This is a genomic window from Microbulbifer halophilus (assembly GCF_026183675.1).
Taxonomy (GTDB): domain Bacteria; phylum Pseudomonadota; class Gammaproteobacteria; order Pseudomonadales; family Cellvibrionaceae; genus Microbulbifer; species Microbulbifer halophilus.
This window is the reverse complement of sequence record NZ_JAPIVK010000003.1, coordinates 133029-155370: the sequence shown is the minus strand read 5'-3', so window position 1 is coordinate 155370 and position 22342 is coordinate 133029. Positions and strand designations below refer to the sequence as shown.

The following is a 22342-nucleotide window of genomic DNA, read 5'->3' as shown; positions in this document are numbered from 1 at the left end:
ACAATGACCAGTCCGTGGTTCCTACTGACCGTCGCCGGCCTTCTGGAGATCGGCTGGGCCCTGGGACTCAAGTACACCCAGGGTTTTACCCGGCCGCTGCCGAGCGTTTTGACGATACTGGCGATGATCGCCAGTTTCTATTTTCTCGCCCAGGCCCTGAAGGCGATTCCCGTGGGCACCGGCTATGCGGTGTGGACCGGGATCGGCACCGTGGGTACGGCGATTCTCGGTATTGTGCTTTTTTCCGAATCCACGGCGCTGCCCAGGCTTTTCTGCATCGGGTTGATTGTGATGGGGATTGCGGGGCTGAAGCTGACTTCCGCGGCCTGACAGGGCAGCTGTTGGACTTCGCGGCGCTCACTCCAATCTACGCCGCGTTCAATTTCACCGGTTATTCTTCGCATCGAAAACCGGCTTTCCCTTGTAATAGGCGCGCAGCACTTTCGCTTGGTGGATTTTTTCCAGACCGGCCCCGGCTGCGCTTTTATCCAGCACAACAAAATCCGCCCAAGCACTGGTCTCCAGACCGCCGCTCTCCTTTATTTCACGAATTTCCGCGCGGTAGTCCTGCGCGGCTTTTTCCGGAATGATTTTCCCCACCAGCGCCACGGCGCTGTCGCCGCGCAACACACCAATGGCGAGGCCGGTGTCGTCCTTTTCGATTGCGCCGCCGGGTGGGTCCGGGGTGTCGTTATTGATACCGGCGGCGGCCAAGGCTTCGGAATTGGCCCAGACGCTCTGGTGGTCGCTGGAGAAGAGAATGATGGGAATGGTGTCACTGACCTGGTCGAGCTGGCCCTTGTGGGGCGGCTGTCCGGCGAAGGCGGTATGCCGCCAGCCCTTGCCGACGATCAGCTGGCGGTCCGGGTGTTCGCGAATATATTTCGCCACCACTTCCCGGTAGTCGGCCACGTTTTTACCGGCGTACAGGTCGACCCTGTCGCCGGGGGCGAGCAGGTGCCCGTGGACGTCGACAAGGCCCGGCAGCACCAGCTTGCCCTGCAGATTTTCCACGCGGGTATCCGGACCGATGTACGCCCCGACATCGCCGTCGCTGCCGACAAAAACGATACGGCCATCGCGCACAGCCATGGCCCGTGCGATCTGCTTAGCCTCGTCGGGGGTGTAGATATGGCCGCCTTTGAATACCAGCTCCGCCGGCTGCACCGCGGATTGCGGCGCCTCAGCCCCGGCCTCCCGTTCCAGGCTTTTGCGCTCTCCGCGCTCGCAGCCGGTCGCCAGAACGGCCAGTAACAGACCCAGGAAGCAGATCCCTCGCATACCGCGCACTCCTCCGTGCAGATTCCGATGGCTGTCAGTATAGGAAACGGCTTCCGCTCAGCCGGGCAGCCACTGGTACCCGGTGGGGTTGTCCGGGCAGGGACCGAAACCGCACTCGAGGGCGGTGGACGCGGCGTTGATCAGCAGTATGGAGAGAAACGCCGCTATCGCCAGCTTCCCCAGCCAGCCGGGCCTGCGCCGCCCGCCGGACTCGGGGCCGCTCGCCATGTCGTCGAACATCAGCATCAGGCCGCTCCACACCAACAGCGCAAAGAAGGCCACCGCGGCCCAGGTGTAGAAGTGCAGGCCCAGAAACGGCGAGCCGAAACCCGGGTCGCCCGGGGCGATATGCAGCAGCACCTGGCGCACCGCCGACACCATGCCCGCCAGCGCCGAGATGACGACAATACCGTAGTGCAGCGGACGGGAACCGAAACAGACGTTGAGCAGCAAGCCGATCCCCACCATGGCAAAGCCGGCCCGTTGCAACAGGCACAGGGGGCAGGGCAGTTCCTGCAGGACCAACTGCCAGCCGAAGGCGAACCAGAGGATACCGCTGACACCCAGCAGTGCGAGGCTGTTGACGCAGGGGGCGGTGCGGCCGAGGGAGAGTTTCACCGGCGGCTCCTACAGCGACAGGTTCATGGGATCGGTCATATGGTAAAAGCGCCAGGCGAACCAGGCGGATACCAGCACTGTGACGAAGGGCAGCATCATGATCACGGGCAGACTTCCGAATCGTCGCTACGGAATCCGATTTATAGTCTCGGGAGGATATTTTCCCAACCGCCGCTCAGCGACGCCGACAATTTTTTGCCAAGCGGAACCTGCAGCGCTTTGCATCACTGCCCTCAGCGCTGGCACCTGTTACAAAAGAAGGTGCTGCGCTGGCCCAATACCGCCTCGCGTACCGACGCGCCGCACTTGGGGCAGGGGTCGCCGGCGCGGCCGTAGACATTGAGCTGCTGGGCAAAGTAGCCGGGCTTGCCGTCGCCGCCGATAAAGTCGCGCAGGGTGGTGCCGCCGTCGTCGATGGCGCGGGCCAATACCCGCTTGATGGCGTCGGCCAGTCGCCAATAGCGGGCGCGGGAGATACGACCGGCCGGTGTCTGCGGGCGGATGCCGGCGAGAAACAGGGATTCGCTGGCGTAGATATTACCGACGCCGACGACGATGCGACCGTCCATGACGAAAGTCTTCACCGACTGGCGGCGGCCGCGGGAGCGCTGGAACAGGTAGTCGCCGTGGAAATCGTCCGACAGGGGTTCCGGGCCCAGGTGGCTGAGCAGGTCGTGGGCGACCGGGTCTCCGCCGGTCCACAGCAGGGCGCCGAAACGGCGCGGGTCCCGGTAGCGCAGTATCAGGCCGCTATCCAGGGTCCAGTCGACGTGGTCGTGCTTCTCGGGCGGGCAGTCCGCTTCCACCAGGCGCAGGCTGCCGGACATGCCCAGGTGCCAGATGGCACAGCCTCTGTCGGTGTGCACCAACAGGTACTTCGCGCGGCGCTCCAGGCGCAGGATCTCCGCGCCGGCGATGCGCTTCTCGAAACCGCGATCTATCGGCCAGCGCAGCCGGCGCTGGCGCACGGTGGCCGAACGCACGATGTGGCCCTCGAGGTGCGGGCCGAGGCCGCGGCGGGTGGTTTCTACTTCTGGCAGCTCCGGCATGCCCCTCTCCCCCGACCCCTCTCCCGGAGGGAGAGGGGAGCTATTCTTTCAGCTTCTGATGAACAACAACCCACACAAAACGGCAGGACTGCCGTTTTGCACAGCCGAAGGCTGCCCGAATGAAAAAAGCCCGGCAAAAACCGGGCTTTTTCGAACGCTTCAAGACAGGCAACTACTTGATCTTGCCTTCCTTGTAGATCACATGCTTGCGGACGACCGGATCGTACTTTTTGATCGACATCTTTTCCGGCATGTTGCGCTTGTTCTTGGTGGTGGTGTAGAAGTGGCCGGTACCGGCGCTTGAATTCAGGCGAATCTTCTCTTGCATCTTACTGTCTCCAATCTCTCAGCGGCTCGACGCCGGTTAGACTTTCTCGCCGCGGGCGCGCAGCTCTTTCAGCACGGTATCGATACCTTTCTTGTCGATCACGCGCATACCCTTGGAGGAGACGCGCAGCTTCACGAAGCGCTTCTCTGATTCCACCCAGAAGCGGTGGCTGTGCAGGTTGGGCACAAAGCGACGCTTGGTGCGGTTTTTGGCGTGGGATACATTGTTACCGGTGACCGGGCGCTTACCGGTTACCTGACATACCTTGGACATCTGTTGGCCTCTTCAAAACTCTCGTGCCCGCATGACAGGGGTGCGGGGACATCAATTCGGGATTCTAGTCCGGTTCCTGGGCGGCGGCGGATACTGTTCAGAATCTGGCCCGGCCGCAAAGAGCGGCGTTTTATACCAGAAGAGGGGGCGGGGAGCAAGTTTTGTACAGGGAAATCGGGGCTCGGGAGCAGTAGCTGCACTGTGCTCACCACCAGGTCAACGGTGCGCACGGCGCACCCTTGTATCTGTCCTCTCGTCATTCCGGACTTGATCCGGAATGACGCAAAAGGATCCCGGGCCTTTCCACCATTCACAGCAATCCCTGCTCGGCAAACGACAGCGCCTGCCCCTCGCCGACGATCATATGGTCCAGCACCTTGATATCAACCAGCTCCAGCGCCTTGCTCAACCGCTCGGTGATCCAGATATCCGCCTGGCTGGGCTCGCTGACACCGGAGGGATGGTTGTGGGCGAGGATGACCGCGGCGGCGTTTTTCTTCAGGGCCGCCTGCACCACCTCGCGGGGATAGACGCTGGCGGCGTTGAGGGTGCCCTCGAACAGTTCCTCGAAGGCGATCACGCGGTGCTGGGTGTCCAGGTAGAGACAGCAGAAGACCTCCCGGCGGCGGTGGCGCAGTTGTGCGGACAGGTAGTCGCGCACGGCGCCGGGGCTGCGCAGGGCGTCGGAGCGCTGCAGCGCCTCCGCCAGGTGGCGCCGCGCCATCTCCAGCACCGCCTGCAGCTGTACGTATTTGGCGTCACCCAGCCCCTTGCCGCGGCAGAACTCGCCCCTGTCCGCCTCCAGCAGCGGCCGCAGGCCGCCGAAATCCGCCAGCAACTGGCGCGACAGGTCCACCGCCGACAAACCGGTCACGCCGGTACGCAGGAAGATGGCCAGCAGCTCGGCATCCGACAGCGCCTCCGCGCCCCGCTCGAGCAGCTTCTCCCGCGGCCGTTCCGCCGCCGGCCAGTCCTTGATGGTCAGATTCCCTTCCATGGCGTCGATTCCTTTCCTTATTGATCGGGCGCAGAAATGCTAATCTTACCCGCTCCCCGGATTTCGGAAACAGCCCTATGTCTTCCCTGGCCGAAAAACGCATCCTGCTGGGTATCAGCGGCGGTATCGCCGCCTACAAGAGTGCCGACCTGGTGCGCCGCCTGAGCGAGCGCGGCGCCGACGTGCGCGTGGTGATGACCGCCGGCGCGCAGGAGTTCGTGCGACCGATGACCTACCAGGCACTGTCCGGCAACCCGGTGCATACGGATCTGCTGGACCCGGACGCCGAGGCCGCCATGGGCCATATCGAGCTGGCCAAGTGGGCGGACCTGATCCTGATCGCCCCCGCCAGCGCCCAGGTGATGGCCAAGCTGGCCGCCGGTATGGCGGACGACCTGCTGAGCACCCTGTGCCTGGCCAGCGAGGCGAGGCTGGCCATCGCCCCGGCCATGAACCAGGCCATGTGGCGCCACCCGGCCACCGCGGCCAACGCGGACACGCTGGCCGGTCGCGGTACGCTGATCTGGGGGCCGGCCGCCGGCAGCCAGGCCTGCGGCGATGTGGGCCCCGGGCGCATGCTGGAACCCGACGCACTGGTGGCGGAAACCGAATCCCTGCTGCGGCCGACAGCGTCGCTGGCGGGCAGGAAAATCGCCGTGACCGCCGGCCCCACCCGCGAAGCGCTGGATCCGGTGCGCTTTCTCAGCAACCACAGCTCCGGCAAAATGGGCTTTGCGCTGGCTGCGGCGGCGCAGCGGGCCGGCGCCGAGGTGACACTGATCGCCGGGCCGGTCAATCAACCCACGCCGCCGGGGGTCAAACGCATCGATGTCACCGACGCGCTGGAAATGCGCGAAACCGCCGAGCGCGCCGCCGACCTGTGCGATATATTCATCGCCGCCGCCGCGGTGGCGGACTTCCGCCCGGCGGAAATCTCCGCGCAGAAGATCAAGAAGACCGGTGACGGGGAGCGCGAGAGCCTGGCACTGGTAAAGAATCCGGATATCGTCGCCGCCATCGCCGCACGCAAAGAGCGGCGGCCTTTTACCGTGGGCTTTGCCGCGGAGACGGAAAAAATGCTCGAGCACGCGCGGGGCAAGCTGGCCCGCAAGAACCTCGACCTGATCATCGCCAACGATGTCAGCGCGGCGGACAGCGGCTTCGACAGCGACCGCAACGCCGTCACCGTGATTGACGCCGGCGGCAGCCGCGAACTGCCGCCGGCGCTGAAAACCGGGCTGGCCGAACAACTGATCGAAATCATCGCCGACAAGGCATTTGCACAATAACAATCAGCGTTACTGGAATTTCCCGTGGCTTCCGACAGACCCGATCGCCTCCCCGTGATTCACCGCGGCCTGCTGCTGCCGGCCCTGCTGGCAGTGGCCGCCTGGATGGGCGGCGCCTACTATATCGAGCGCAATATCGTCGCCCCGCGCAGTGCGGAACAGATAGCGGCGGCGGCCGACAGCCGCGTCCGGGAAGACGCCGCGCAGCTGCAACAACAATTGCGCGCGCGCGCCGGCCAACTGCAGAAGCTGGCCGGCGCTTTCACCCCCGCCACACTGAACGACAATGCCGCCCTGCCGGACGGCGCCCGGGCACAGTTTTTCGGGCGCGGCGACATCCGCGTGGGCGCAGGCAGCCGGCCGCCACTCAATTTCGCCCTGGTGGACCTGCTCGAGCGCAGCCTGGAGGAGGCGTCTCAACCGCTGGAAATCCTGCGCACCGGTGTCGACGACCGGCGGCAACTACACAATGCCATCCCCCTGGAAGGCGACAGCGCCCTGCTGGTGACACAACCGTTCGACACCTTTGCCACAACACTGGAAGAGCTGCACAGCGGCGGCGGGCAACTGGTTCTGCTGCAGAAATTCTCCGACGGCCCGGCGCGGGCGCTGTGGCGCGCCGGCCAGGGCAGGGGCAGCTCGGCCAGGGCCGCAGTCGAGGGCAGCTACCTGACCGTGGAATTCACCCCCGATGCCGGCTTTGCCCGCACACACGGCATCGCCGGGCGCTGGTGCTATATCGGCGGCGGTATCGGTTTGCTGATCACCCTGCTGTTGCTGCTGCGCTTTGTGCCCCGCCATATCCCGGCGCCCTGGGAGCGCAGCATTGGCAGTAGTGCCCGCGGCGGCAATGCCGACCATCCCGAGCCCGGCCAACCGGACCTGCTCGCCGAAAGCGGGAAGGAGCCGGTTCCGCAGCGCGTCGCGCCCAGCGCCACGGTCGAACAGCCGGCGGCGCAGGCGCCGGCCAAATCGGAGCTGCAGGCCACTACCGATTTCCCGCGGCAGGTATTTCGCGCCTACGATATCCGCGGTATCGCCGGCAGGGAAATCAATGAGCCCTTCGCCTACCAGTTGGGCCGCGCACTCGGCAGCCTCGCCCAGCACATCGGCGAGGAGCTGCTGCTGGTGGGCCGCGACGGCCGCAACAGCAGCGAGCTGCTGGCCAGCTGCCTGATCGAGGGCATTCTCGACAGCGGCTGCAACAGCGTAAACCTGGGCCTGGTGCCGTCGCCGCTGCTGTATTTCGCCTGTGCCAGGGGCAAAAACACCAGCAGCGGTATCGTCGTCACTGCCAGCCACAACCCGGCGGACTACAACGGCTTCAAGATCGTCATGAAGGGCCGGCCGCTGGCGGAGGACAAACTACAGCGCCTGCACCAACTGATGCAGAAGGGGCCCTTCAAGAGCGGCCAGGGCAGCAATCGCGAGCAGGATATTCGCGAGACCTATATCGACGCCATCTTCAACGATGTGGCCCTGGCCGGGCAGCCGAGACTGGTGGTGGACGCGGGCAACGGCGCCACCTCGCTGCTGGCGCCGCGTCTGTTCGAGCAACTGGGCTGTGCGGTGACACCGCTCTTCTGCGAGATCGACGGCAACTTTCCCAACCACCCGCCGGACCCATCGCGCCCGGAGAACCTCGAGGCGCTGATCGACGAGGTGAAGGAGACCGGCGCCGATCTCGGTGTCGCGCTCGACGGCGACGGCGACCGAGTGACTCTGGTTTCGTCTTCCGGCCGCATCGCCTGGGCGGACCGCCTGGTGATGCTGCTGGCCCGGGATATCCTGGCGCGCAATCCCGGCGAGGATATCGTCTTCGACGTGAAGAGCAGCCGCGCCCTGGCGCAGCTGGTCAACCAGTACGGCGGCCGCCCGATCATGTGGAAGACCGGCCACGCGCCGATGAAAACCAAGATGCTGGAGACAAAGGCCATTCTCGGCGGCGAACTGTCCGGCCATATTTTTATCCGCGACCGCTGGTTCGGCTTCGACGACGGCATCTACGCCGCCGCGCGGATACTGGAAATCATGGCGCTGCGCGAACAGAGCCTGGACGAGCTGCTCGAATCGCTGCCGCAACTGGTCAGCACACCGGAAATCCTGATCGAGGTGGACGAGCGCGAAAAATTTGCGCTGATCGAAAAGCTGCAAAAACAGGGCGATTTCGGCGAGGCCGATATCAACACCATCGACGGCCTGCGCATCGAGTACGCGGACGGCTGGGGACTGGTGCGCGCCTCCAATACCGGCGCCGCGCTAACGCTGCGCTTCGAGGCCGAAACCGAAGAGGCGCTGGAGCGTATCCGCCAGCAGCTGATGGCCCAACTGAAGAAAATCGACCCCAAGCTGGCCGTGCCCGACTGGCAACTTGTGTAGGGTGCACAGTGCGCACCGGGCCAATTCCGAAACACCGCAAAGAATCCATTGGTGCGCACGGCGCACCCTGCGACCTGTTTTTTTACCTGCAAGCAGGCTACTACAGACGCAAAACGCCGGCATAAAAAAGGAAACCGAAACCCTATGTCACTGGACAGCAAATCCGCCCTGCGTGTCGCCGAAGTACTGAACGAGGCACTGCCCTATATCCAGCGTTTTATCGGCAAGACGGTGGTGGTCAAGTTCGGCGGCAACGCCATGGTGGACGAGGCGCTGCAGAACAGTTTTGCCCGCGACATCATCCTGATGAAACTGGTGGGCATGAACCCGGTGGTGGTACACGGCGGCGGACCACAGATCGGCACACTGCTGGACAAGCTGAGCATCGAATCCCGCTTTGTCGACGGTATGCGCGTGACCGACAGCGAGACCATGGACGTGGTGGAAATGGTCCTCGGCGGCACCGTCAACAAGCAGATCGTCAACCTGATCAATTCCAACGGCGGCCGCGCCGTGGGCGTGACCGGCAAGGACGGCCTGCTGATCCGGGCCCGGCAACTCAAGATGCAACACGAAACCGCCGGCCTGCACGCCTCGGAGATCATCGATATCGGCCACGTGGGCGAAGTGGAGAGCATCGATACCGATGTGATCGATATGCTGATCAACAGCGACTTTATTCCGGTGATCGCCCCCATCGGTGTGGGCGAGGACGGCACTTCGTACAATATCAACGCGGACCTGGTGGCCGGCAAAATCGCCGAATTCCTGAAGGCGGAAAAACTGATGCTGCTGACCAACGTCGGCGGACTGCAGGACAGCGAAGGCATGGTACTCACCGGGCTCTCCACCCTGCAGGTGGACGGCCTGATCGCCGACGGCACCATCTATGGCGGCATGCTGCCGAAGATCGCCTGCGCCCTGGACGCGGTCAAGGCCGGTGTGACCTCGGCGCATATCATCGACGGGCGCGTGCCCCACGCGGTATTGCTGGAGATCTTCACCGATACCGGCGTCGGCACCCTGATCACCAACGAGGGCAACTGAAGCCCGACGCGCAGCGGGCGTCTATTCATCGGATAGCATTTGAAGCGGGCGCGGCGAATCGTTAGCATTCCGCCGCCGCACTTCTCTCGGCGATAACAAGAAACCCAGCATCCGGGCAGCGCCCGGGTTACAAGGCAGTCAATGAGCAGCGAAAAGATCAACCGGCGTCAACAGATTCTGCAGGCCCTGGCCCATATGCTGGAGGCCAGCCCCGGCGCCCGCATCACCACCGCGGCCCTGGCCAGGGAGGTGGGCTTTTCCGAGGCGGCGCTGTACCGCCACTTCCCCAGCAAGTCGAAAATGTTCGAGGGACTGATCGAGTTTATCGAGGAGACGGTGTTCAGTCGCGTGTCCCTGATCCTGCAGGACGAGCCGTCGGCCCTGACACGCTGCCAGAAAATCCTGCACCTGCTGCTGGCCTTCTGCGAGCGCAACCCGGGTATCACCCGCCTGCTCACCGGCGACGCCCTCACCGGCGAGACGGACCGGCTGCACGGGCGCATCCTGCAGTTCTTCGATCGCCTGGAAACCCAGCTGAAACAGATTCTGCGCGAGGCGGAACTGCGCGAGCAACTGCGCCCGGCCATTCCCCTGGGCGGCGCCGCCAACCTGCTGATGGCCAGCGCCGAGGGCCGTATCGTCCAGTACGTGCGCAGCGGCTTCAAACGCAAGCCCACCGAATACTGGGCGGAGCAGTGGCCAGTGCTGATGGCGGGTTTCTTTCGGGAGACGGCGCTGGTGCCCTGATGGGTGGGTAGGATGGGCAAAGCGGAGCGTGCCCATCACCGGTGCGGCTGATGGGCACGTCGCTGCGCTCCTTTGCCCATCCTACGCAGCAGGCGCCTAGTCGGCGATTTCGGCAAAGCGCGCCGCGGCGCGATCGAATTCTTTGTCCAGACGCTCCGCCTCGGCTTCGCGCCGCTGCAGGCGTTCGCGCACCACCTCCACTTCCTGGCGCAGGTCCTCGATGCGCTGCAGCAGTTCCGGCACCACGTCACCGCCGTTGCGCTGGGTGCGCGCAGCCTTGGCCTCTTCCTGCTCTATCTGGTTGCCGAGCGTTACGATGTTGGAGCGCATGATCGCCATATCCTGCTCCACGGTGGCCAGCTTGCGCGAGCGGGCGCTCTCGATATCGGCGATGCTGTTGTAGCGCTTGAGCAGTTTGCGGTCCGCCTTTTCCTGCGCCCGGCGGCGTTTCTGCTCTTTCAGCTCATCGCCGGTCAGCTGTGGCGGCACCACCTTGAGCACGCGCCCGGAGCGGCCCAGTATCTCGTAGCCGCCGGCCACATAGCGCGGCGGCACCGCGTCGTCCAGCACCTGGACGCCGTTTTCGTCGGTATAGCGGTAGAGCACATCGTCGCCGAACTCTGTCTCCCCGGCGACGCACACCGTTGCCGGGGCGCCCGCAGCCAGGGCCGCGGCCAGCAGTAGCGATATTGTTGACGGGGCGATTTTCATCGCACTTCTCACTGAATTGTCCGGCGCGCTGCCGTCCCGGGCCGCGACCGATGCGGGGTCACTGGCTGGAGACGCCGTAGCGCTGCCGGTAGTCCACGATTTTCCGCAGGGTTTCGCTATCCTGCGACTCCTCCTGCAGGAAGCTGACGATATCATCAAGCTGCACGATACCGAATACCGGGATATTGTACTCTTGCTCCACCTGCTGGATAGCGGAAAGTTCACAGTCCTCGCCGGCCCTCTCCTGGCGGTTGAGGCCGATCACCACACCGGCGGCTTCGGCGCCGTTCCGCTCGATCACCGCCATCACCTCGCGCACCGCAGTGCCGGCAGTAATCACGTCGTCGATGATCAAAACCTTGCCTTTGAGCGGCGCACCCACTAAGGTTCCGCCCTCGCCGTGATCCTTGGCCTCTTTGCGGTTGTAGCAGAAGGGCTTGTCCACACCTTTCTGCGCCAGCGCCACGGCGGTTACCGCACCCAGCGGTATACCTTTATAGGCCGGCCCGAAGATGACATCGAACTCCACCCCCGACGCGATGATCGCCTCGGCGTAGGCCCGCCCCAGTGCTGCCAGTGCGGCGCCGGTGTGGAATCGGCCGGCATTGAAAAAATAGGGGCTCTGGCGCCCGGATTTCAGGATGAAGTCGCCGAAGCACAGCACCTGGTGATCCAGGGCCAGATGGATAAAATCGCGCTGATACTGCTGCATGGAAATTTGATAACTATTGGCTAAGGTGAAAGGAGACTTCTCCGCAGGGACCTGTCGGAGAATGACTGTTAGATAATGTTAGTAATCATACACAGTCCGCTGGTAAGGGGCTAATAATGCGAATAGTGAGTCTGTCGGTAGACGGCATTCATCAGGCGGCTCAGCGCGGCCTCTACGATTGGTTGGCGGACCAGGATGCAGACGTGATCTGCCTCCAGGACCTGCGCTCGCTGGAACCGGAGCTGGATCACCCGATCTTCCACCCGGACGGCTTCTACAGCTATTTCTTCGACTCCGGTACCCCGCACGAAAACGGCGTTGCCATCTATACCCGCAGCCAGCCGAAGGCGATCATCTTCGGCATGGGCTTTTCCAATGGCGAGGATATGTTCGGCCGCTACCTGCAGGCGGATTTCGAACGCCTGAGCATCGGCTCCCTGCTGGCACCGGTGGCCACCGACGAGTCCTCACTGGAGAAAAAGGTCCAGTTCTTCGACGACATGCAGGCGCACCTGACCAAGATCAGCCGCAAGCGCCGCGACTTCATCTTCTGCGGCAACTGGGGCATGGCCCACCGCCGCGCCGACGTCGAAAACTGGCAGGACCACCAGGACACCCCCGGCTTCATGCGCCACGAGCAGCGCTGGCTCGACCAGCTGTTCAACGATATCGGCTACATCGACGCCTTCCGCAAGGTGGTGAAAGACGCGGACGAATTCACCTGGTGGCCGAGCGGCAAAGTGGGCGAGGGCGACGGCTGGCGCACGGACTTCCAGGTGGTTTCCCACGGCCTCAGAAACCGCATCGAGTACGGCGCCATCAACAAAAACGTCGACTTCTGCAGCCACCTGCCGGTGATCATGGATTACGACCTGGAGGTGTGACGCGCGGTGCGCGCGCCACACTGGTCGAAGCCGCAGGGTGCGCCGTGCGCACCCTGCTCCGTCACTCCGCCAATGCCTTTTTCTGCCGATCGATCAGCTCATCGATCCCCGCCCGACCCAGCGCCAACATCTGCGCAAACTCCTGCTCGGTAAAGGGGGCGCCCTCGGCGGTGCCCTGGATCTCGATCATGCCGCCGTCTTCCGCCATCACCAGGTTCATATCGGTGTCGGCGCTGCTGTCCTCGGGGTAGTCCAGGTCCAGCACCGGCTCGCCCCGATAGATGCCGACCGACACCGAGGCAACCATATTGTTCAGCGGATCGGTACTGATCATCTTCTCCCGCTGCATATAGCGCAGCGCATCCACCAGCGCCACGCAGGCACCGGTGATGGACGCGGTGCGGGTGCCGCCGTCGGCCTGGATGACGTCGCAGTCGAGGGTGATCTGGTGCTCGCCCAGCTTCTTCAGGTCCACCGCCGCGCGCAGGGAGCGACCGATGAGGCGCTGGATCTCCACCGTGCGCCCACCCTGTTTGCCGCGGGCCGCCTCGCGCCCCATGCGCGAACCGGTGGAGCGGGGCAGCATGCCGTACTCCGCGGTAATCCAGCCACTGCCCTGGCCGCGCAGGAAGCGCGGCACGTCGCTGGCGACCGACGCGTTGCACAGCACCTTGGTATCGCCGAACTCCACCAGCACGGAGCCCTCCGCGTGACGGGTATAGTTGCGGGTAATGCGCACCTCGCGCAATTGCTCGGGCGTTCGACCACTGGGACGCTGCATGCTCCACCTCTCCATTTCTTACAAAGCGCTCCATTGTATACCCTGAGCCACCCGGCTCGCAGGGGGCATGCTATGATGCCCGCCCCCACCGGATAACAGTCAACGCCTTCAGGGAGTCGCAATGGGCAGCAAATCAGTGCGCAGTATGACCGCTTTCGGCCGTGCCGAGGCCTCTTTCGCCACCGGCACTGCCACCTGGGAATTGCGCTCGGTCAACCACCGATACCTGGAACCGCACTTCCGCCTGCCCGAAGCCGCGCGCCCGCTGGAAACCAGATTGCGGGAGGCCCTGCGCAAGCAGCTGGCCCGCGGCAAGCTGGAACTGGGCCTGACCCTCAAGGCCGATACCGGCGAGCAGACCTCAGTGCAGGTGGATGAAGAACTGGTGCGCGCCCTGGTCAGCGCCGCCGGGCGGGTATCCTCGCAGATCGACGGGCCGGCACCGCTCAACCCGCTGCAGCTACTGCAGTGGCCGGGCGTGATCGCGGAACCGGAAACCGACACCGAGGAACAGTCCTCCGCGATCCTGAAGGCGTTCCGGGAAGCGCTCGAACAGCTTTCCGCCAACCGGGAGCGGGAGGGCGCCGAGTTGCGCAGATTTATCGAGACGCGCCTCGAGAGCATAGAGGTACAGGTGGCCGAGGTGCGCAAACTGCTGCCGCAGATCCTTGACGCCCAGCGGGAAAAACTGCGCACGCGCCTGGAAGAACTGCTGGACGACCTGGATCGGGACCGGCTGGAACAGGAAATCGTACTGCTGGCACAGAAAGCCGACGTGGACGAAGAACTCGACCGCCTCGACGCCCACGTCGCCGAAGCCCGCCGCGTACTCAAAGGCGGCGGCGCCATCGGCCGGCGGCTGGACTTCCTGATGCAGGAATTCAACCGCGAGGCCAATACACTGTCTTCCAAGTCCGTGGTCACCGATACCACCCAGGCGGCGGTGGAGTTGAAGGTGTTGATCGAGCAGATGCGGGAGCAAGTGCAAAATATCGAATAAGCGGAAAATTTTTCGAGACAGGCGCCGCACGCAATGTTTTTTTACTGACCGCGGCGGCGCTATATACCCTTCCCGCCAAACCCACCTGGCCTCCCTTATCCCCCTCACCTCCTTCTTTTGTATTTGCGGCACTTTGCAAAACTGCTGCGGCCTCTTTCTCGTATTCCATATGGGCTTATCCTTAGACTAAAAGGATCTACTTATTGACACAAAAATCCACTTTTGGGGGCATTTTTCCACTGAGGGAAGGAGGGTCATTACCGTTATAGAGAATACTTAGGATAAATGTTACGGCTACTTTTGCGCTAAATTGGTGCGCAACCAAGCCGATCTCACAGGCCATTCACTGCGGAAAAAAGCTAAGGAGGGTAATCAAAACATTAAAAAAGTTGAATCAAACCGGTAGTGCAACAACCACAATATAAAGCACTCCGACAAAAATAATTATGGAGCATCTAGTAACAATGAAATCACCAATCAATAAACTACTGCGGAAATCCGCACTGGTAAGCGCCGCCGCGCTGCTCGCCAGTGCCCCCTTCGCCACGGCGGTAGAAAAAAACAATCCCTCGGCAGCAGCCTTCAGTGCGGCGCCGATGACCGACCGCATTATCGTCAAATACAAAAACTCCGCGCAGATGGGCAGCGGCCCCGGCATGTCACAGGCGGCCCTGGAACACGCCTCGCGCATGGCCGGCATGGACCTCAGGCATATGCGTCGCCTGGCCACTGGCGCACAGCTGATGCGCCTCGACGGCCGCAAGGGCAAATCCGAACTGGCGGCGATTGCCGGCCGCCTGCAGCAGGATCCCAATGTGGAATACGTCGAGCCCGACCTGCTGATGCAGCCCATGGCCACCCCCAATGACTCCCGCTACGGCGAGCAGTGGCATTACTTCGAGGCCACCGCCGGCCTGAACCTGCCCGCCGCCTGGGACACCACCCAGGGCGACGGCGTCACAGTGGCGGTGATCGACACCGGCTATCGCCCGCACGCGGACCTGGCGGACAACCTGCTGCCGGGCTACGACATGATCTCCGACTCGGACATAGCCCGGGACGGCGACGGCCGCGACAGCGACGCCAGCGACCCGGGCGACTGGGCCCCGGCCGACGCCTGCTACTCCGGCTCCCCGGCCACCGACAGCAGCTGGCACGGCACCCACGTGGCCGGCACCGTGGCGGCGGTCACCAACAACGGCAGCGGCGTTGCCGGCGTGGCGTACAAGTCCAAGGTGGTACCGATCCGCGTGCTGGGCCGTTGCGGCGGCTATACCTCCGATATCGCCGACGCGATTGTCTGGGGCGCCGGCGGTTCCGTCAGCGGTGTACCCGACAACGCCAACCCGGCGCAGGTACTGAACCTGAGTCTCGGCGGCGGCGGCAACTGCGGCAGCACCACCCAGAACGCGATCGACACGGCCCGCAGCCTCGGCTCCACAGTCGTGGTGGCCGCGGGCAACTCCAACGACGACGCCGGCAGCTACTCCCCGGCCAGCTGCGACGGCGTCGTCACCGTGGCCTCGGTAGACAGATCCGGCGGCCGCGCCTGGTACTCCAACTACGGCAGCGTGGTGGAAGTGGCGGCCCCCGGCGGCGACACCTCCACCACCAGCAACGGCGTGCTGTCGACCCTGAACAGCGGCAGCCAGGACCCGGAGAGCGACAGCTACGCCTTCTACCAGGGCACCAGCATGGCCGCCCCCCACGTAGCTGGCGCGGCGGCGCTGCTCTACTCGGTAGACGCGAGCATCACCCCGTCTGAAGTGGGCTCCATCCTGGAGAACACGGCGCGCAGCTTCCCCGCGTCCTGTAGCGGCTGCGGTGCCGGTATCGTCGATGCGGCGGCGGCGGTGGACGCGGCCAATGGCGGCGGCGGTACCGATCCGGGCGACGGCGTGCTGGAAAACGGCGTGGCGGAGACGGACCTGGCCGCCAGCACCGACGAGGAGTTGCACTACACACTGGACGTACCGGCGGGCGCCTCCAACCTGGAGTTCCAGATCTCCGGCGGCAGCGGCGATGCCGATCTCTATGTGAAATTCGGCTCCGCCCCCACCACCTCCAGTTACGATTGCCGTCCCTATCAGAGCGGCAACGAGGAGACCTGCAGCATTTCCAACGTGCAGGAGGGCACCTACTATGTGATGGTGCGCGCCTACAGCAGTTTCTCCGGCGTGAGCCTGGTGGGCAGCTTCGACGAGAGTGGCGGTGGCAGTGGCGCCACCGGCTGGACCGAGACAGACCTGTCCGGCAGCCAGGGCTCCTGGCAGCACTTCACCCTGGAGGTGAATGCCGACATGTCGACGCTGGACGTACAGATGTCCGGCGGCAGCGGCGACGGCGACCTGTATGTACGCTACGGCTCCCAGCCCACCAGCAGCAGCTACGACTGTCGCCCCTACGAGTGGGGCAATGACGAGAGCTGCAGCTTCAGTAACCCGCAATCGGGCACTTGGTATATCAGCATCTACGGCTACGAGACCTACTCGGGCGTGACCCTGGATGCGCAGAGTCAGTAACAGCCTGCAGCAAAGAGAAGGGGCGGCCGATCGGCCGCCCCTTTTTTATTATCAACTCAAAATCCGCACACGGTTACTGCAGCTGTGACTGTTGCGCGCGCTCCACGTAATCCTGGTACGCGGGGATGCTGATTGCGGCCAGTATCGGCATCACCACCACAAACACCAGTGTCAGCACAAAGCCGACCTTGACACCAGTGGAATTGGGCGTGGTCTCCGGGCCGTACTGGTTGGCGCCATCGGTACCGCGGAAAAAGAGCAGGTAGATCATCAGGCCCAGGTTCACCAGCGGCAGCACAAGCAGCAACACCCAGATACCCGGCTGATCGAGGTCGTGCAGGCGGCGCACGTAGAGAGAGAGGCCGAATACCAGGCTGACCCCGAACACCGCAATATAGGTGAGAACGCCGAGCACCATGCTGCCGGAGAACATGAGCCCCATCGCCATCCACGCCAGCGGCATGGTGATCAGCGACATGTAGAAGGTGTAGGCCACCAGGCGCATGCGCCCGAGACGGCCGGCATAGCTGAAGACCCTGGGTTCGGCCGGCGCTTCGTCACGCCCCTCGGTAAGGTCGGTGGTTTGCGGTGAGGCGTAGGGATTGGCGGCTGTAGTCATTATGCTTCCTTATTCCATTTGCTTGTTGTTATGTCCGGTGCAGTCCGTCTGTACCGGCCGGGAAAATTATTCCAGCCCCCGGCCCGCACCACAACCCGGGCGGGCAAAACCTGATGGATTTTGAAAATACGGCCCCGGGCGACTGGGCCGGCACCGCCGGCTGTGGCAAAGTCACCACAAATCGACCGATATAAAAAATACAAAGAGGTACCCGTGAGCCTTGTCACCCTGGCGATTCCCTTTTTCCTGGTTTCGGTTCTGGTGGAGCTGGCGCTGGACCGCTGGCGCAACTGGGGCCTGTACCGGCTGAACGATGCCATCGGCAGCCTCGGCGCCGGTATCATGAGCCGCATCAGCGGCCTGGTGCGCTCCGGCGTGGGCCTGCTGATCTACCTGCCCGCCTACGAGCTGCTCACCCCCTATTACCAGGCCGTCGGTTTCAACTGGACGGCCGCCAATCCCTGGCACCTGTTGCTGGCGGTGGTGGCCTACGATTTCTGTTACTACTGGAAGCACCGTTTCGCCCACGAGATCAACCTGCTCTGGGCCGACCACCTGGTGCACCACCAGAGCGAGGACTACAACCTCACCACCGCGCTGCGCCAGCCCAGCGGCGGGCTGCCGATCGGCTGGATCTTCTATCTTCCGCTGCTGCTGATCGGCCTGCCGGCGGAGCTGATGATCACCGCCGGCGCCATCGACCTGATCTACCAGTTCTGGGTGCACACGCAGAAATTCCCCAAAGTCCGCTGGATAGAGTGGATCTTCGTCACGCCGTCCAACCACCGGGTGCACCACGCCCAGAACAGGGTGTACGTGGACCGCAACTACGGCGGGGTCTTTATTATCTGGGACCGGCTGTTCGGCAGCTATCAAGAGGAGCTGGAACAGGAGCCCTGTATCTACGGTGTGCGCAAGCCACTCAGAAGCTTCGATCCGCTGGCGGCCAACCTGCAACACTACCGGCGCATGGCGTTGGACGCCTGGTACACGAAAAGCTGGCGGGAGAAGCTCACCCTCTGGTTCCGGCGCACCGGCTACCGACCGGCGGACGCGGAGGAGGCGATGCCGGAGCCTTCCTGCGACCTGGGCGACTTCCGGCGCTTCGACCCACAGATAGGCTGCGGCCAGCGCCTCTACGCCCTGGCGCAGCACCTCTGCTATTCCGGCGCCACCCTGGCGCTGCTCTGGTACGCGCGGGACATGGCCTACGGCGAGCAACTGCTGGCGGTGGGCCTGCTGGCCTTCGGCCTGATCAGCAACGGCCGCATCCTCGACGGCCACCGGCTGGCGCGCCACTGGGAGCTGGCGCGCCTGGGGCTGCTGCTTGCAGTGGCGCCGATATTGCCTTTTGCACTGTCCGCGGCGCTGGCCGGCTACGCGCTGGCGAGCGGACTGGCATGGCTGTGGTTGGCATTTAGTGGTAAAGAGGATACAGTCGCCTCCGTTAGCGATTAGCAACAGGAAGCGCGATCCGATCACAGGGGGTAAGAGGTGATCGGGGAAACTTCCGCCGGGCGGCCCCGGCCGGGCTCGGCGATGTCGCCTTCACCATGCGGTTTGATGGTGCGGGCTGCGCCGCCGGAAATCCCAACACATCCCCCCAACCCGGCCGGGGCTCGGCCTTTTCCCCTTTCCGGACGCCAATCTCCCGGCTCTGTATCTTTGCCCGTTGCCAGTGCCGGTTATAATGCCCGCGCATTTGTCCGGATACAGGATCAGTCGTGCCTACAGGAACCCTATTTACCGTGTCCGCGCCCTCCGGCGCGGGAAAGACCAGCCTGGTGAAGTCGCTGGTGGACAGCGACAGCCAACTCACCGTGTCGGTATCCCACACCACCCGGCCCATTCGCCCGGGAGAGCAGGAGGGGGTCAACTACCATTTCGTCAGCCGCGACGCGTTCCGGCAGATGCTGGACAGGAACGCCTTTCTCGAGCACGCACAAGTGTTCGACAACTACTACGGTACCTCGCAGGAATGGGTGGAAAAGACCCTGGCCGAGGGGACCGATGTGATCCTGGAGATCGACTGGCAGGGCGCCGCCCAGGTGCGCCGGCTGATGCCGGACACCGTGGGCATCTTTATCCTGCCGCCCTCGCAGGAAGCGCTGCGCCAGCGCCTCACCGGCCGCGGCCAGGACGACGACAGCGTGATCGAGCGGCGCATGGACCAGGCCATCGACGAGATGTCGCACTACCCGGAAGCGGATTACCTGGTGATCAACGATACTTTCGAGCACGCGCTGGAGGAACTCCGGGCCATAGTGCTGGCACAGCGCCAGCGCCTGAAACAACAGCAGGAGCGCTTTGGCGGGCTGCTGGAAAAGCTTCTGCGCCATTGAGCCGATTGATCGATTTGCGTACACTTCGCGGTCCGGTAGAATAACCGGTCCGAATTCGCCCCGGCGGGCACCCACTGCGTCGCGCGCGGCGCCTCAAATATAGATGGAATCGAAAGTCTATGGCACGTATTACCGTTGAAGATTGCCTCGAGCACGTCGACAACCGCTTCGAACTCGTCATCGTGGGCAGCAAACGCGCCCGCCAGATCGCCACCGGCGGCCGGGATCCGCTGGTTCCGGAGGAGAACGACAAGCCCACGGTCATCGCCCTGCGCGAGATCGAGGAGGGCCTGGTGGACGTCGGTATCCTCGACGAGCCGGACGAAGACGAAATACCGGCCGAGCCCGCAGCGGCGGCACCGGTCTACCTGTCCGACCAGGACCTGGGCTGATCCCGCCCGTCGGCACTGACCGGACTGTTGAATTTCCCCTGAACTGATCACCGAACCGAGAGGCGCGCGCGGCTTTGCACACCATCGATAGTCTTGCCCACCGCCTCTCGTCGTACCTTCCCCCCGACCAGATCCAGACAGTCCGCCGCGCCTACTTCTATGCGGAACAGGCCCACGACGGGCAACAGCGCCGCTCCGGCGAACCCTATATCACCCATCCGCTCGCCGTCGCCACGATACTGGCCGGCATGCACATGGACCACCAGAGCCTGGCCGCGGCCATGCTCCACGACGTCATCGAGGACACCGGCATACCCAAGGCCGCACTGGTGGAACAGTTCGGCGACGAGGTGGCGGAACTGGTGGACGGCGTCTCCAAGCTGACCCAGTTCGAAACCGACAGCCCGGCGGAAAAGCAGGCGGAAAACTTCCAGAAAATGGCTCTGGCGATGGCACGGGATATCCGCGTGATCCTGGTGAAGCTGGCCGACCGCCTGCACAACATGCGCACCCTGGGCGCCCTCAAACCCGCCAAGCGCGCCCGCATCGCCCGCGAGACGCTGGAAATCTACGCCCCCATCGCCAACCGCCTGGGCATGAACGACGTGCGCATCGAATTCGAGGACCGCGCCTTCTTCGCCATCTACCCGCTGCGCGCCAGCCGCCTGCGCGCGGCCCTGGTGGCCGCGCGGGGCAACCGCAAGGAACTGCTGGAGAAAATCCAGAACGCGGTGGAACTGCGCCTGCAGCGCGAGGACATAGACGCGCTGGTGATCGGCCGCGAGAAGCACCTCTACAGCATCTACCAGAAGATGCGCACCAAGAAGAAGTCGTTCCGGGAAATCATGGACGTCTACGCCTTCCGTATCATCGTCGACAGCGTGGACGCCAGCTACCGGGCACTGGGGGTCATGCACAACCTCTACAAACCGGTGATAAGCGAGTTCAAGGACTACATCGCCATCCCCAAATCCAACGGCTATCAGTCCCTGCACACGGTACTGCTGGGTATGCACGGGGTACCCATCGAGGTGCAGATCCGCACCAAGGAAATGGACGAGATGGCCAACAGCGGTATCGCCGCCCACTGGCTCTACAAGGCCGCCGGCGACGAGGTGATCAACACCGGCGGCACCAGCCAGATCCGCGCCCGCCGCTGGGTGCAGGGACTGCTGGAAATGCAGCAGCGCGCCGGCGATTCGCTGGAATTCATCGAGAACGTCAAGATCGACCTCTTCCCGGACGAAGTCTACGTCTTCACCCCCAAGGGACAGATCATCGACCTGCCCGCCGGCGCCACCGCGGTGGATTTCGCCTATTCGGTGCACACGGATATCGGCAATTCCTGCGTGGCGGTGCGCATCAACCAGCGCCTGGCGCCACTATCGCAGCCTCTGCAGAGCGGCCAGAAGGTGGAGATCCTCACCAGCCGCAACGCCCAGCCCAACCCCAGCTGGCTCAACTTCGTCGTCACCGCCAAGGCGCGCAGCGCCATCCGCCATTTCCTCAAGCACCAGCGCCACCACGACTCCGTGGCCCTGGGCCGGCGGCTGCTGGAAAAGGCGCTGGGCAAGTTCAACCGGCGCCTGCAGGACCTGAGCGAGGAACAACTGCAGGCCGGCCTGCGGGAGACCCGCTGCTCCACCCTGGACAAGCTGCTGGAGGAAATCGGCCTCGGCAACAAGGTGGCCTTCTCCGCGGCCAAGCAGCTGGTGCCCCGGGGCAGCGAAGAAGTGGAAGCCAGCAACATCTCCTCGCCGCTGACCATCGACGAGCAGGAGGGCATGCTGATCAGCTTCGCCCGCTGCTGCCGGCCGATTCCCGGCGACACCATCATCGGCCACATCAGCTCCGGCAAGGGCGTGGTGGTCCACCGGGACACCTGCCGCAACACCATCGAATTCCGCGAACACCCGGAAAACATCATGGCGGTGAACTGGTCGCCGGACGTGAAGGGGGAATTCCTCGGCGACGTGCGCGTGGAAGTGGAATCCGAACGCGGCATCATCGCCCGCCTGGCCACCCGCATCACCGAGGAGGGCGCCAGCATCGAACAGATCCACGTGGACGAGAAAGACGAACACAACAGCGTCATCGCCATGACACTCGAGGTGAGCAATCGCGTACATCTGGCGCGGGTGATGAAGCGGCTGCGCAACCTGCCGGCGGTGATTCGCATCGCGCGGCCGTAGGAGCCCCGCCCGGGCCCCTCGGTAGGGTGCGCCGTGCGCACCGGCCGATCAATGTCAAAAAAGAATAGCGAAGCCGGATTCGAAGGCCCTGCTGCCGGGGGCTGTTTGGGAAACGATTGCCGATGAGGCTGTTGAGCAAACAGCCCCCGGCAGCAGGGCCGACCCGGAACCCGCTTACG

Annotated in this window: 22 protein-coding genes; 12 read left to right on the top strand and 10 right to left on the bottom strand. The window is 63.8% G+C overall.

Translation table 11 applies throughout. The features are described from left to right. Positions 1–3 precede the first annotated feature (3 nt). Complete coding sequence (sugE, locus tag OQE62_RS02765) at positions 4–330, top strand: quaternary ammonium compound efflux SMR transporter SugE (RefSeq protein WP_265720463.1); 327 nt, start codon at positions 4–6, stop codon at positions 328–330. A 54-nt stretch (positions 331–384) separates the two neighbouring features. Here the strand turns inward: sugE and OQE62_RS02760 are convergent, their stop codons facing one another. From OQE62_RS02760 to radC, 6 genes are all read right to left on the bottom strand, one after another. Continuing rightward, entirely contained in the window at positions 385–1281 is an 897-nt protein-coding gene (locus OQE62_RS02760) for an amidohydrolase family protein (protein WP_265720462.1), read from the bottom strand. Positions 1282–1338: 57 nt separating this feature from the next. Beyond that, positions 1339–1899 (bottom strand): disulfide bond formation protein B, encoded by a 561-nt coding sequence (locus OQE62_RS02755; RefSeq protein ID WP_265720461.1) that lies wholly within the window; start codon positions 1897–1899, stop codon positions 1339–1341. Between the two features lie 233 nt (positions 1900–2132). Next, the gene (gene mutM / locus OQE62_RS02750) at positions 2133–2948 is read right to left on the bottom strand and encodes a bifunctional DNA-formamidopyrimidine glycosylase/DNA-(apurinic or apyrimidinic site) lyase (RefSeq protein WP_265720460.1); all 816 of its coding nucleotides are present in this window, start codon (positions 2946–2948) and stop codon (positions 2133–2135) included. A gap of 172 nt (positions 2949–3120) precedes the next feature. Further along, a complete protein-coding gene (rpmG, locus tag OQE62_RS02745) occupies positions 3121–3276 on the bottom strand; it encodes a 50S ribosomal protein L33 (protein ID WP_265720459.1) in 156 nt (51 codons plus the stop codon). Positions 3277–3312: 36 nt separating this feature from the next. Further along, positions 3313–3549, bottom strand: a complete 237-nt coding sequence (rpmB, locus tag OQE62_RS02740; protein WP_250461707.1) for a 50S ribosomal protein L28 — start codon at positions 3547–3549, stop codon at positions 3313–3315. Positions 3550–3859: 310 nt separating this feature from the next. Continuing rightward, positions 3860–4534, bottom strand: a complete 675-nt coding sequence (gene radC / locus OQE62_RS02735; protein WP_265720514.1) for a RadC family protein — start codon at positions 4532–4534, stop codon at positions 3860–3862. 89 nt (positions 4535–4623) lie between these two features. On the opposite strand from radC, the gene coaBC reads away from it, so the two are divergent. The 4 genes from coaBC (at position 4624) to slmA (ending at position 10008) form a co-directional block, all read left to right on the top strand. Continuing rightward, a complete protein-coding gene (gene coaBC, locus OQE62_RS02730) occupies positions 4624–5835 on the top strand; it encodes a bifunctional phosphopantothenoylcysteine decarboxylase/phosphopantothenate--cysteine ligase CoaBC (RefSeq protein ID WP_265720458.1) in 1212 nt (403 codons plus the stop codon). Between the two features lie 24 nt (positions 5836–5859). After that, positions 5860–8214 carry a phosphomannomutase/phosphoglucomutase gene (locus OQE62_RS02725; RefSeq protein ID WP_265720457.1) on the top strand — a complete coding sequence of 785 codons (2355 nt, stop codon included), beginning with the start codon at positions 5860–5862 and terminating at the stop codon, positions 8212–8214. A gap of 144 nt (positions 8215–8358) precedes the next feature. After that, complete coding sequence (gene argB / locus OQE62_RS02720) at positions 8359–9261, top strand: acetylglutamate kinase (RefSeq protein WP_265720456.1); 903 nt, start codon at positions 8359–8361, stop codon at positions 9259–9261. Between the two features lie 141 nt (positions 9262–9402). Beyond that, positions 9403–10008 carry a nucleoid occlusion factor SlmA gene (gene slmA, locus OQE62_RS02715; protein ID WP_265720455.1) on the top strand — a complete coding sequence of 202 codons (606 nt, stop codon included), beginning with the start codon at positions 9403–9405 and terminating at the stop codon, positions 10006–10008. Between the two features lie 96 nt (positions 10009–10104). Here the strand turns inward: slmA and OQE62_RS02710 are convergent, their stop codons facing one another. Continuing rightward, positions 10105–10719, bottom strand: a complete 615-nt coding sequence (locus OQE62_RS02710) for a hypothetical protein (RefSeq protein WP_265720454.1) — start codon at positions 10717–10719, stop codon at positions 10105–10107. Between the two features lie 58 nt (positions 10720–10777). After that, positions 10778–11431, bottom strand: a complete 654-nt coding sequence (gene pyrE / locus OQE62_RS02705) for an orotate phosphoribosyltransferase (protein ID WP_265720453.1) — start codon at positions 11429–11431, stop codon at positions 10778–10780. A 116-nt stretch (positions 11432–11547) separates the two neighbouring features. On the opposite strand from pyrE, the gene OQE62_RS02700 reads away from it, so the two are divergent. Continuing rightward, on the top strand, positions 11548–12315 hold the full coding sequence (locus tag OQE62_RS02700; RefSeq protein WP_265720452.1) for an exodeoxyribonuclease III: 768 nt from the start codon (positions 11548–11550) through the stop codon (positions 12313–12315). Positions 12316–12376: 61 nt separating this feature from the next. Here the strand turns inward: OQE62_RS02700 and rph are convergent, their stop codons facing one another. After that, the gene (rph, locus tag OQE62_RS02695) at positions 12377–13096 is read right to left on the bottom strand and encodes a ribonuclease PH (protein ID WP_265720451.1); all 720 of its coding nucleotides are present in this window, start codon (positions 13094–13096) and stop codon (positions 12377–12379) included. 121 nt (positions 13097–13217) lie between these two features. Here rph and OQE62_RS02690 point away from each other — a divergent pair, with 121 nt between their 5' ends. Together OQE62_RS02690 and OQE62_RS02685 are read left to right on the top strand one after the other, a co-directional pair. Next, complete coding sequence (locus OQE62_RS02690) at positions 13218–14096, top strand: YicC/YloC family endoribonuclease (RefSeq protein ID WP_265720450.1); 879 nt, start codon at positions 13218–13220, stop codon at positions 14094–14096. A 464-nt stretch (positions 14097–14560) separates the two neighbouring features. Continuing rightward, positions 14561–16618, top strand: a complete 2058-nt coding sequence (locus OQE62_RS02685; RefSeq protein WP_265720449.1) for a S8 family peptidase — start codon at positions 14561–14563, stop codon at positions 16616–16618. Between the two features lie 73 nt (positions 16619–16691). Here the strand turns inward: OQE62_RS02685 and OQE62_RS02680 are convergent, their stop codons facing one another. Further along, the gene (locus OQE62_RS02680; RefSeq protein ID WP_265720448.1) at positions 16692–17237 is read right to left on the bottom strand and encodes a DUF805 domain-containing protein; all 546 of its coding nucleotides are present in this window, start codon (positions 17235–17237) and stop codon (positions 16692–16694) included. A 213-nt stretch (positions 17238–17450) separates the two neighbouring features. Here OQE62_RS02680 and OQE62_RS02675 point away from each other — a divergent pair, with 213 nt between their 5' ends. The 4 genes from OQE62_RS02675 (at position 17451) to spoT (ending at position 22163) form a co-directional block, all read left to right on the top strand. Beyond that, the gene (locus tag OQE62_RS02675) at positions 17451–18695 is read left to right on the top strand and encodes a sterol desaturase family protein (RefSeq protein WP_265720447.1); all 1245 of its coding nucleotides are present in this window, start codon (positions 17451–17453) and stop codon (positions 18693–18695) included. Positions 18696–18961: 266 nt separating this feature from the next. Continuing rightward, positions 18962–19579: a guanylate kinase gene (gene gmk, locus OQE62_RS02670; protein WP_265720446.1), complete on the top strand. Its 618-nt coding sequence runs from the start codon at positions 18962–18964 to the stop codon at positions 19577–19579. A gap of 119 nt (positions 19580–19698) precedes the next feature. Next, entirely contained in the window at positions 19699–19971 is a 273-nt protein-coding gene (gene rpoZ / locus OQE62_RS02665) for a DNA-directed RNA polymerase subunit omega (RefSeq protein WP_265720445.1), read from the top strand. A 74-nt stretch (positions 19972–20045) separates the two neighbouring features. Further along, entirely contained in the window at positions 20046–22163 is a 2118-nt protein-coding gene (gene spoT / locus OQE62_RS02660) for a bifunctional GTP diphosphokinase/guanosine-3',5'-bis pyrophosphate 3'-pyrophosphohydrolase (RefSeq protein WP_265720444.1), read from the top strand. Positions 22164–22342: the final 179 nt, after the last annotated feature.

Excerpts from the sequence above, each read along its gene's own strand:
- mutM (WP_265720460.1), bottom strand. The coding sequence starts at position 2,948 with ATGCCGGAGCTGCCAGAAGTAGAAACCACCCGCCGCGGCCTCGGCCCG.
- coaBC (WP_265720458.1), top strand. The coding sequence starts at position 4,624 with ATGTCTTCCCTGGCCGAAAAACGCATCCTGCTGGGTATCAGCGGCGGT.
- rph (WP_265720451.1), bottom strand. The coding sequence starts at position 13,096 with ATGCAGCGTCCCAGTGGTCGAACGCCCGAGCAATTGCGCGAGGTGCGC.
- pyrE (WP_265720453.1), bottom strand. The coding sequence starts at position 11,431 with ATGCAGCAGTATCAGCGCGATTTTATCCATCTGGCCCTGGATCACCAG.
- OQE62_RS02760 (WP_265720462.1), bottom strand. The coding sequence starts at position 1,281 with ATGCGAGGGATCTGCTTCCTGGGTCTGTTACTGGCCGTTCTGGCGACC.
- argB (WP_265720456.1), top strand. The coding sequence starts at position 8,359 with ATGTCACTGGACAGCAAATCCGCCCTGCGTGTCGCCGAAGTACTGAAC.
- OQE62_RS02685 (WP_265720449.1), top strand. The coding sequence starts at position 14,561 with ATGAAATCACCAATCAATAAACTACTGCGGAAATCCGCACTGGTAAGC.
- sugE (WP_265720463.1), top strand. The coding sequence starts at position 4 with ATGACCAGTCCGTGGTTCCTACTGACCGTCGCCGGCCTTCTGGAGATC.
- rpoZ (WP_265720445.1), top strand. The coding sequence starts at position 19,699 with ATGGCACGTATTACCGTTGAAGATTGCCTCGAGCACGTCGACAACCGC.
- OQE62_RS02700 (WP_265720452.1), top strand. The coding sequence starts at position 11,548 with ATGCGAATAGTGAGTCTGTCGGTAGACGGCATTCATCAGGCGGCTCAG.
- OQE62_RS02690 (WP_265720450.1), top strand. The coding sequence starts at position 13,218 with ATGGGCAGCAAATCAGTGCGCAGTATGACCGCTTTCGGCCGTGCCGAG.
- rpmG (WP_265720459.1), bottom strand. The coding sequence starts at position 3,276 with ATGCAAGAGAAGATTCGCCTGAATTCAAGCGCCGGTACCGGCCACTTC.
- OQE62_RS02710 (WP_265720454.1), bottom strand. The coding sequence starts at position 10,719 with ATGAAAATCGCCCCGTCAACAATATCGCTACTGCTGGCCGCGGCCCTG.
- OQE62_RS02680 (WP_265720448.1), bottom strand. The coding sequence starts at position 17,237 with ATGACTACAGCCGCCAATCCCTACGCCTCACCGCAAACCACCGACCTT.
- rpmB (WP_250461707.1), bottom strand. The coding sequence starts at position 3,549 with ATGTCCAAGGTATGTCAGGTAACCGGTAAGCGCCCGGTCACCGGTAAC.
- slmA (WP_265720455.1), top strand. The coding sequence starts at position 9,403 with ATGAGCAGCGAAAAGATCAACCGGCGTCAACAGATTCTGCAGGCCCTG.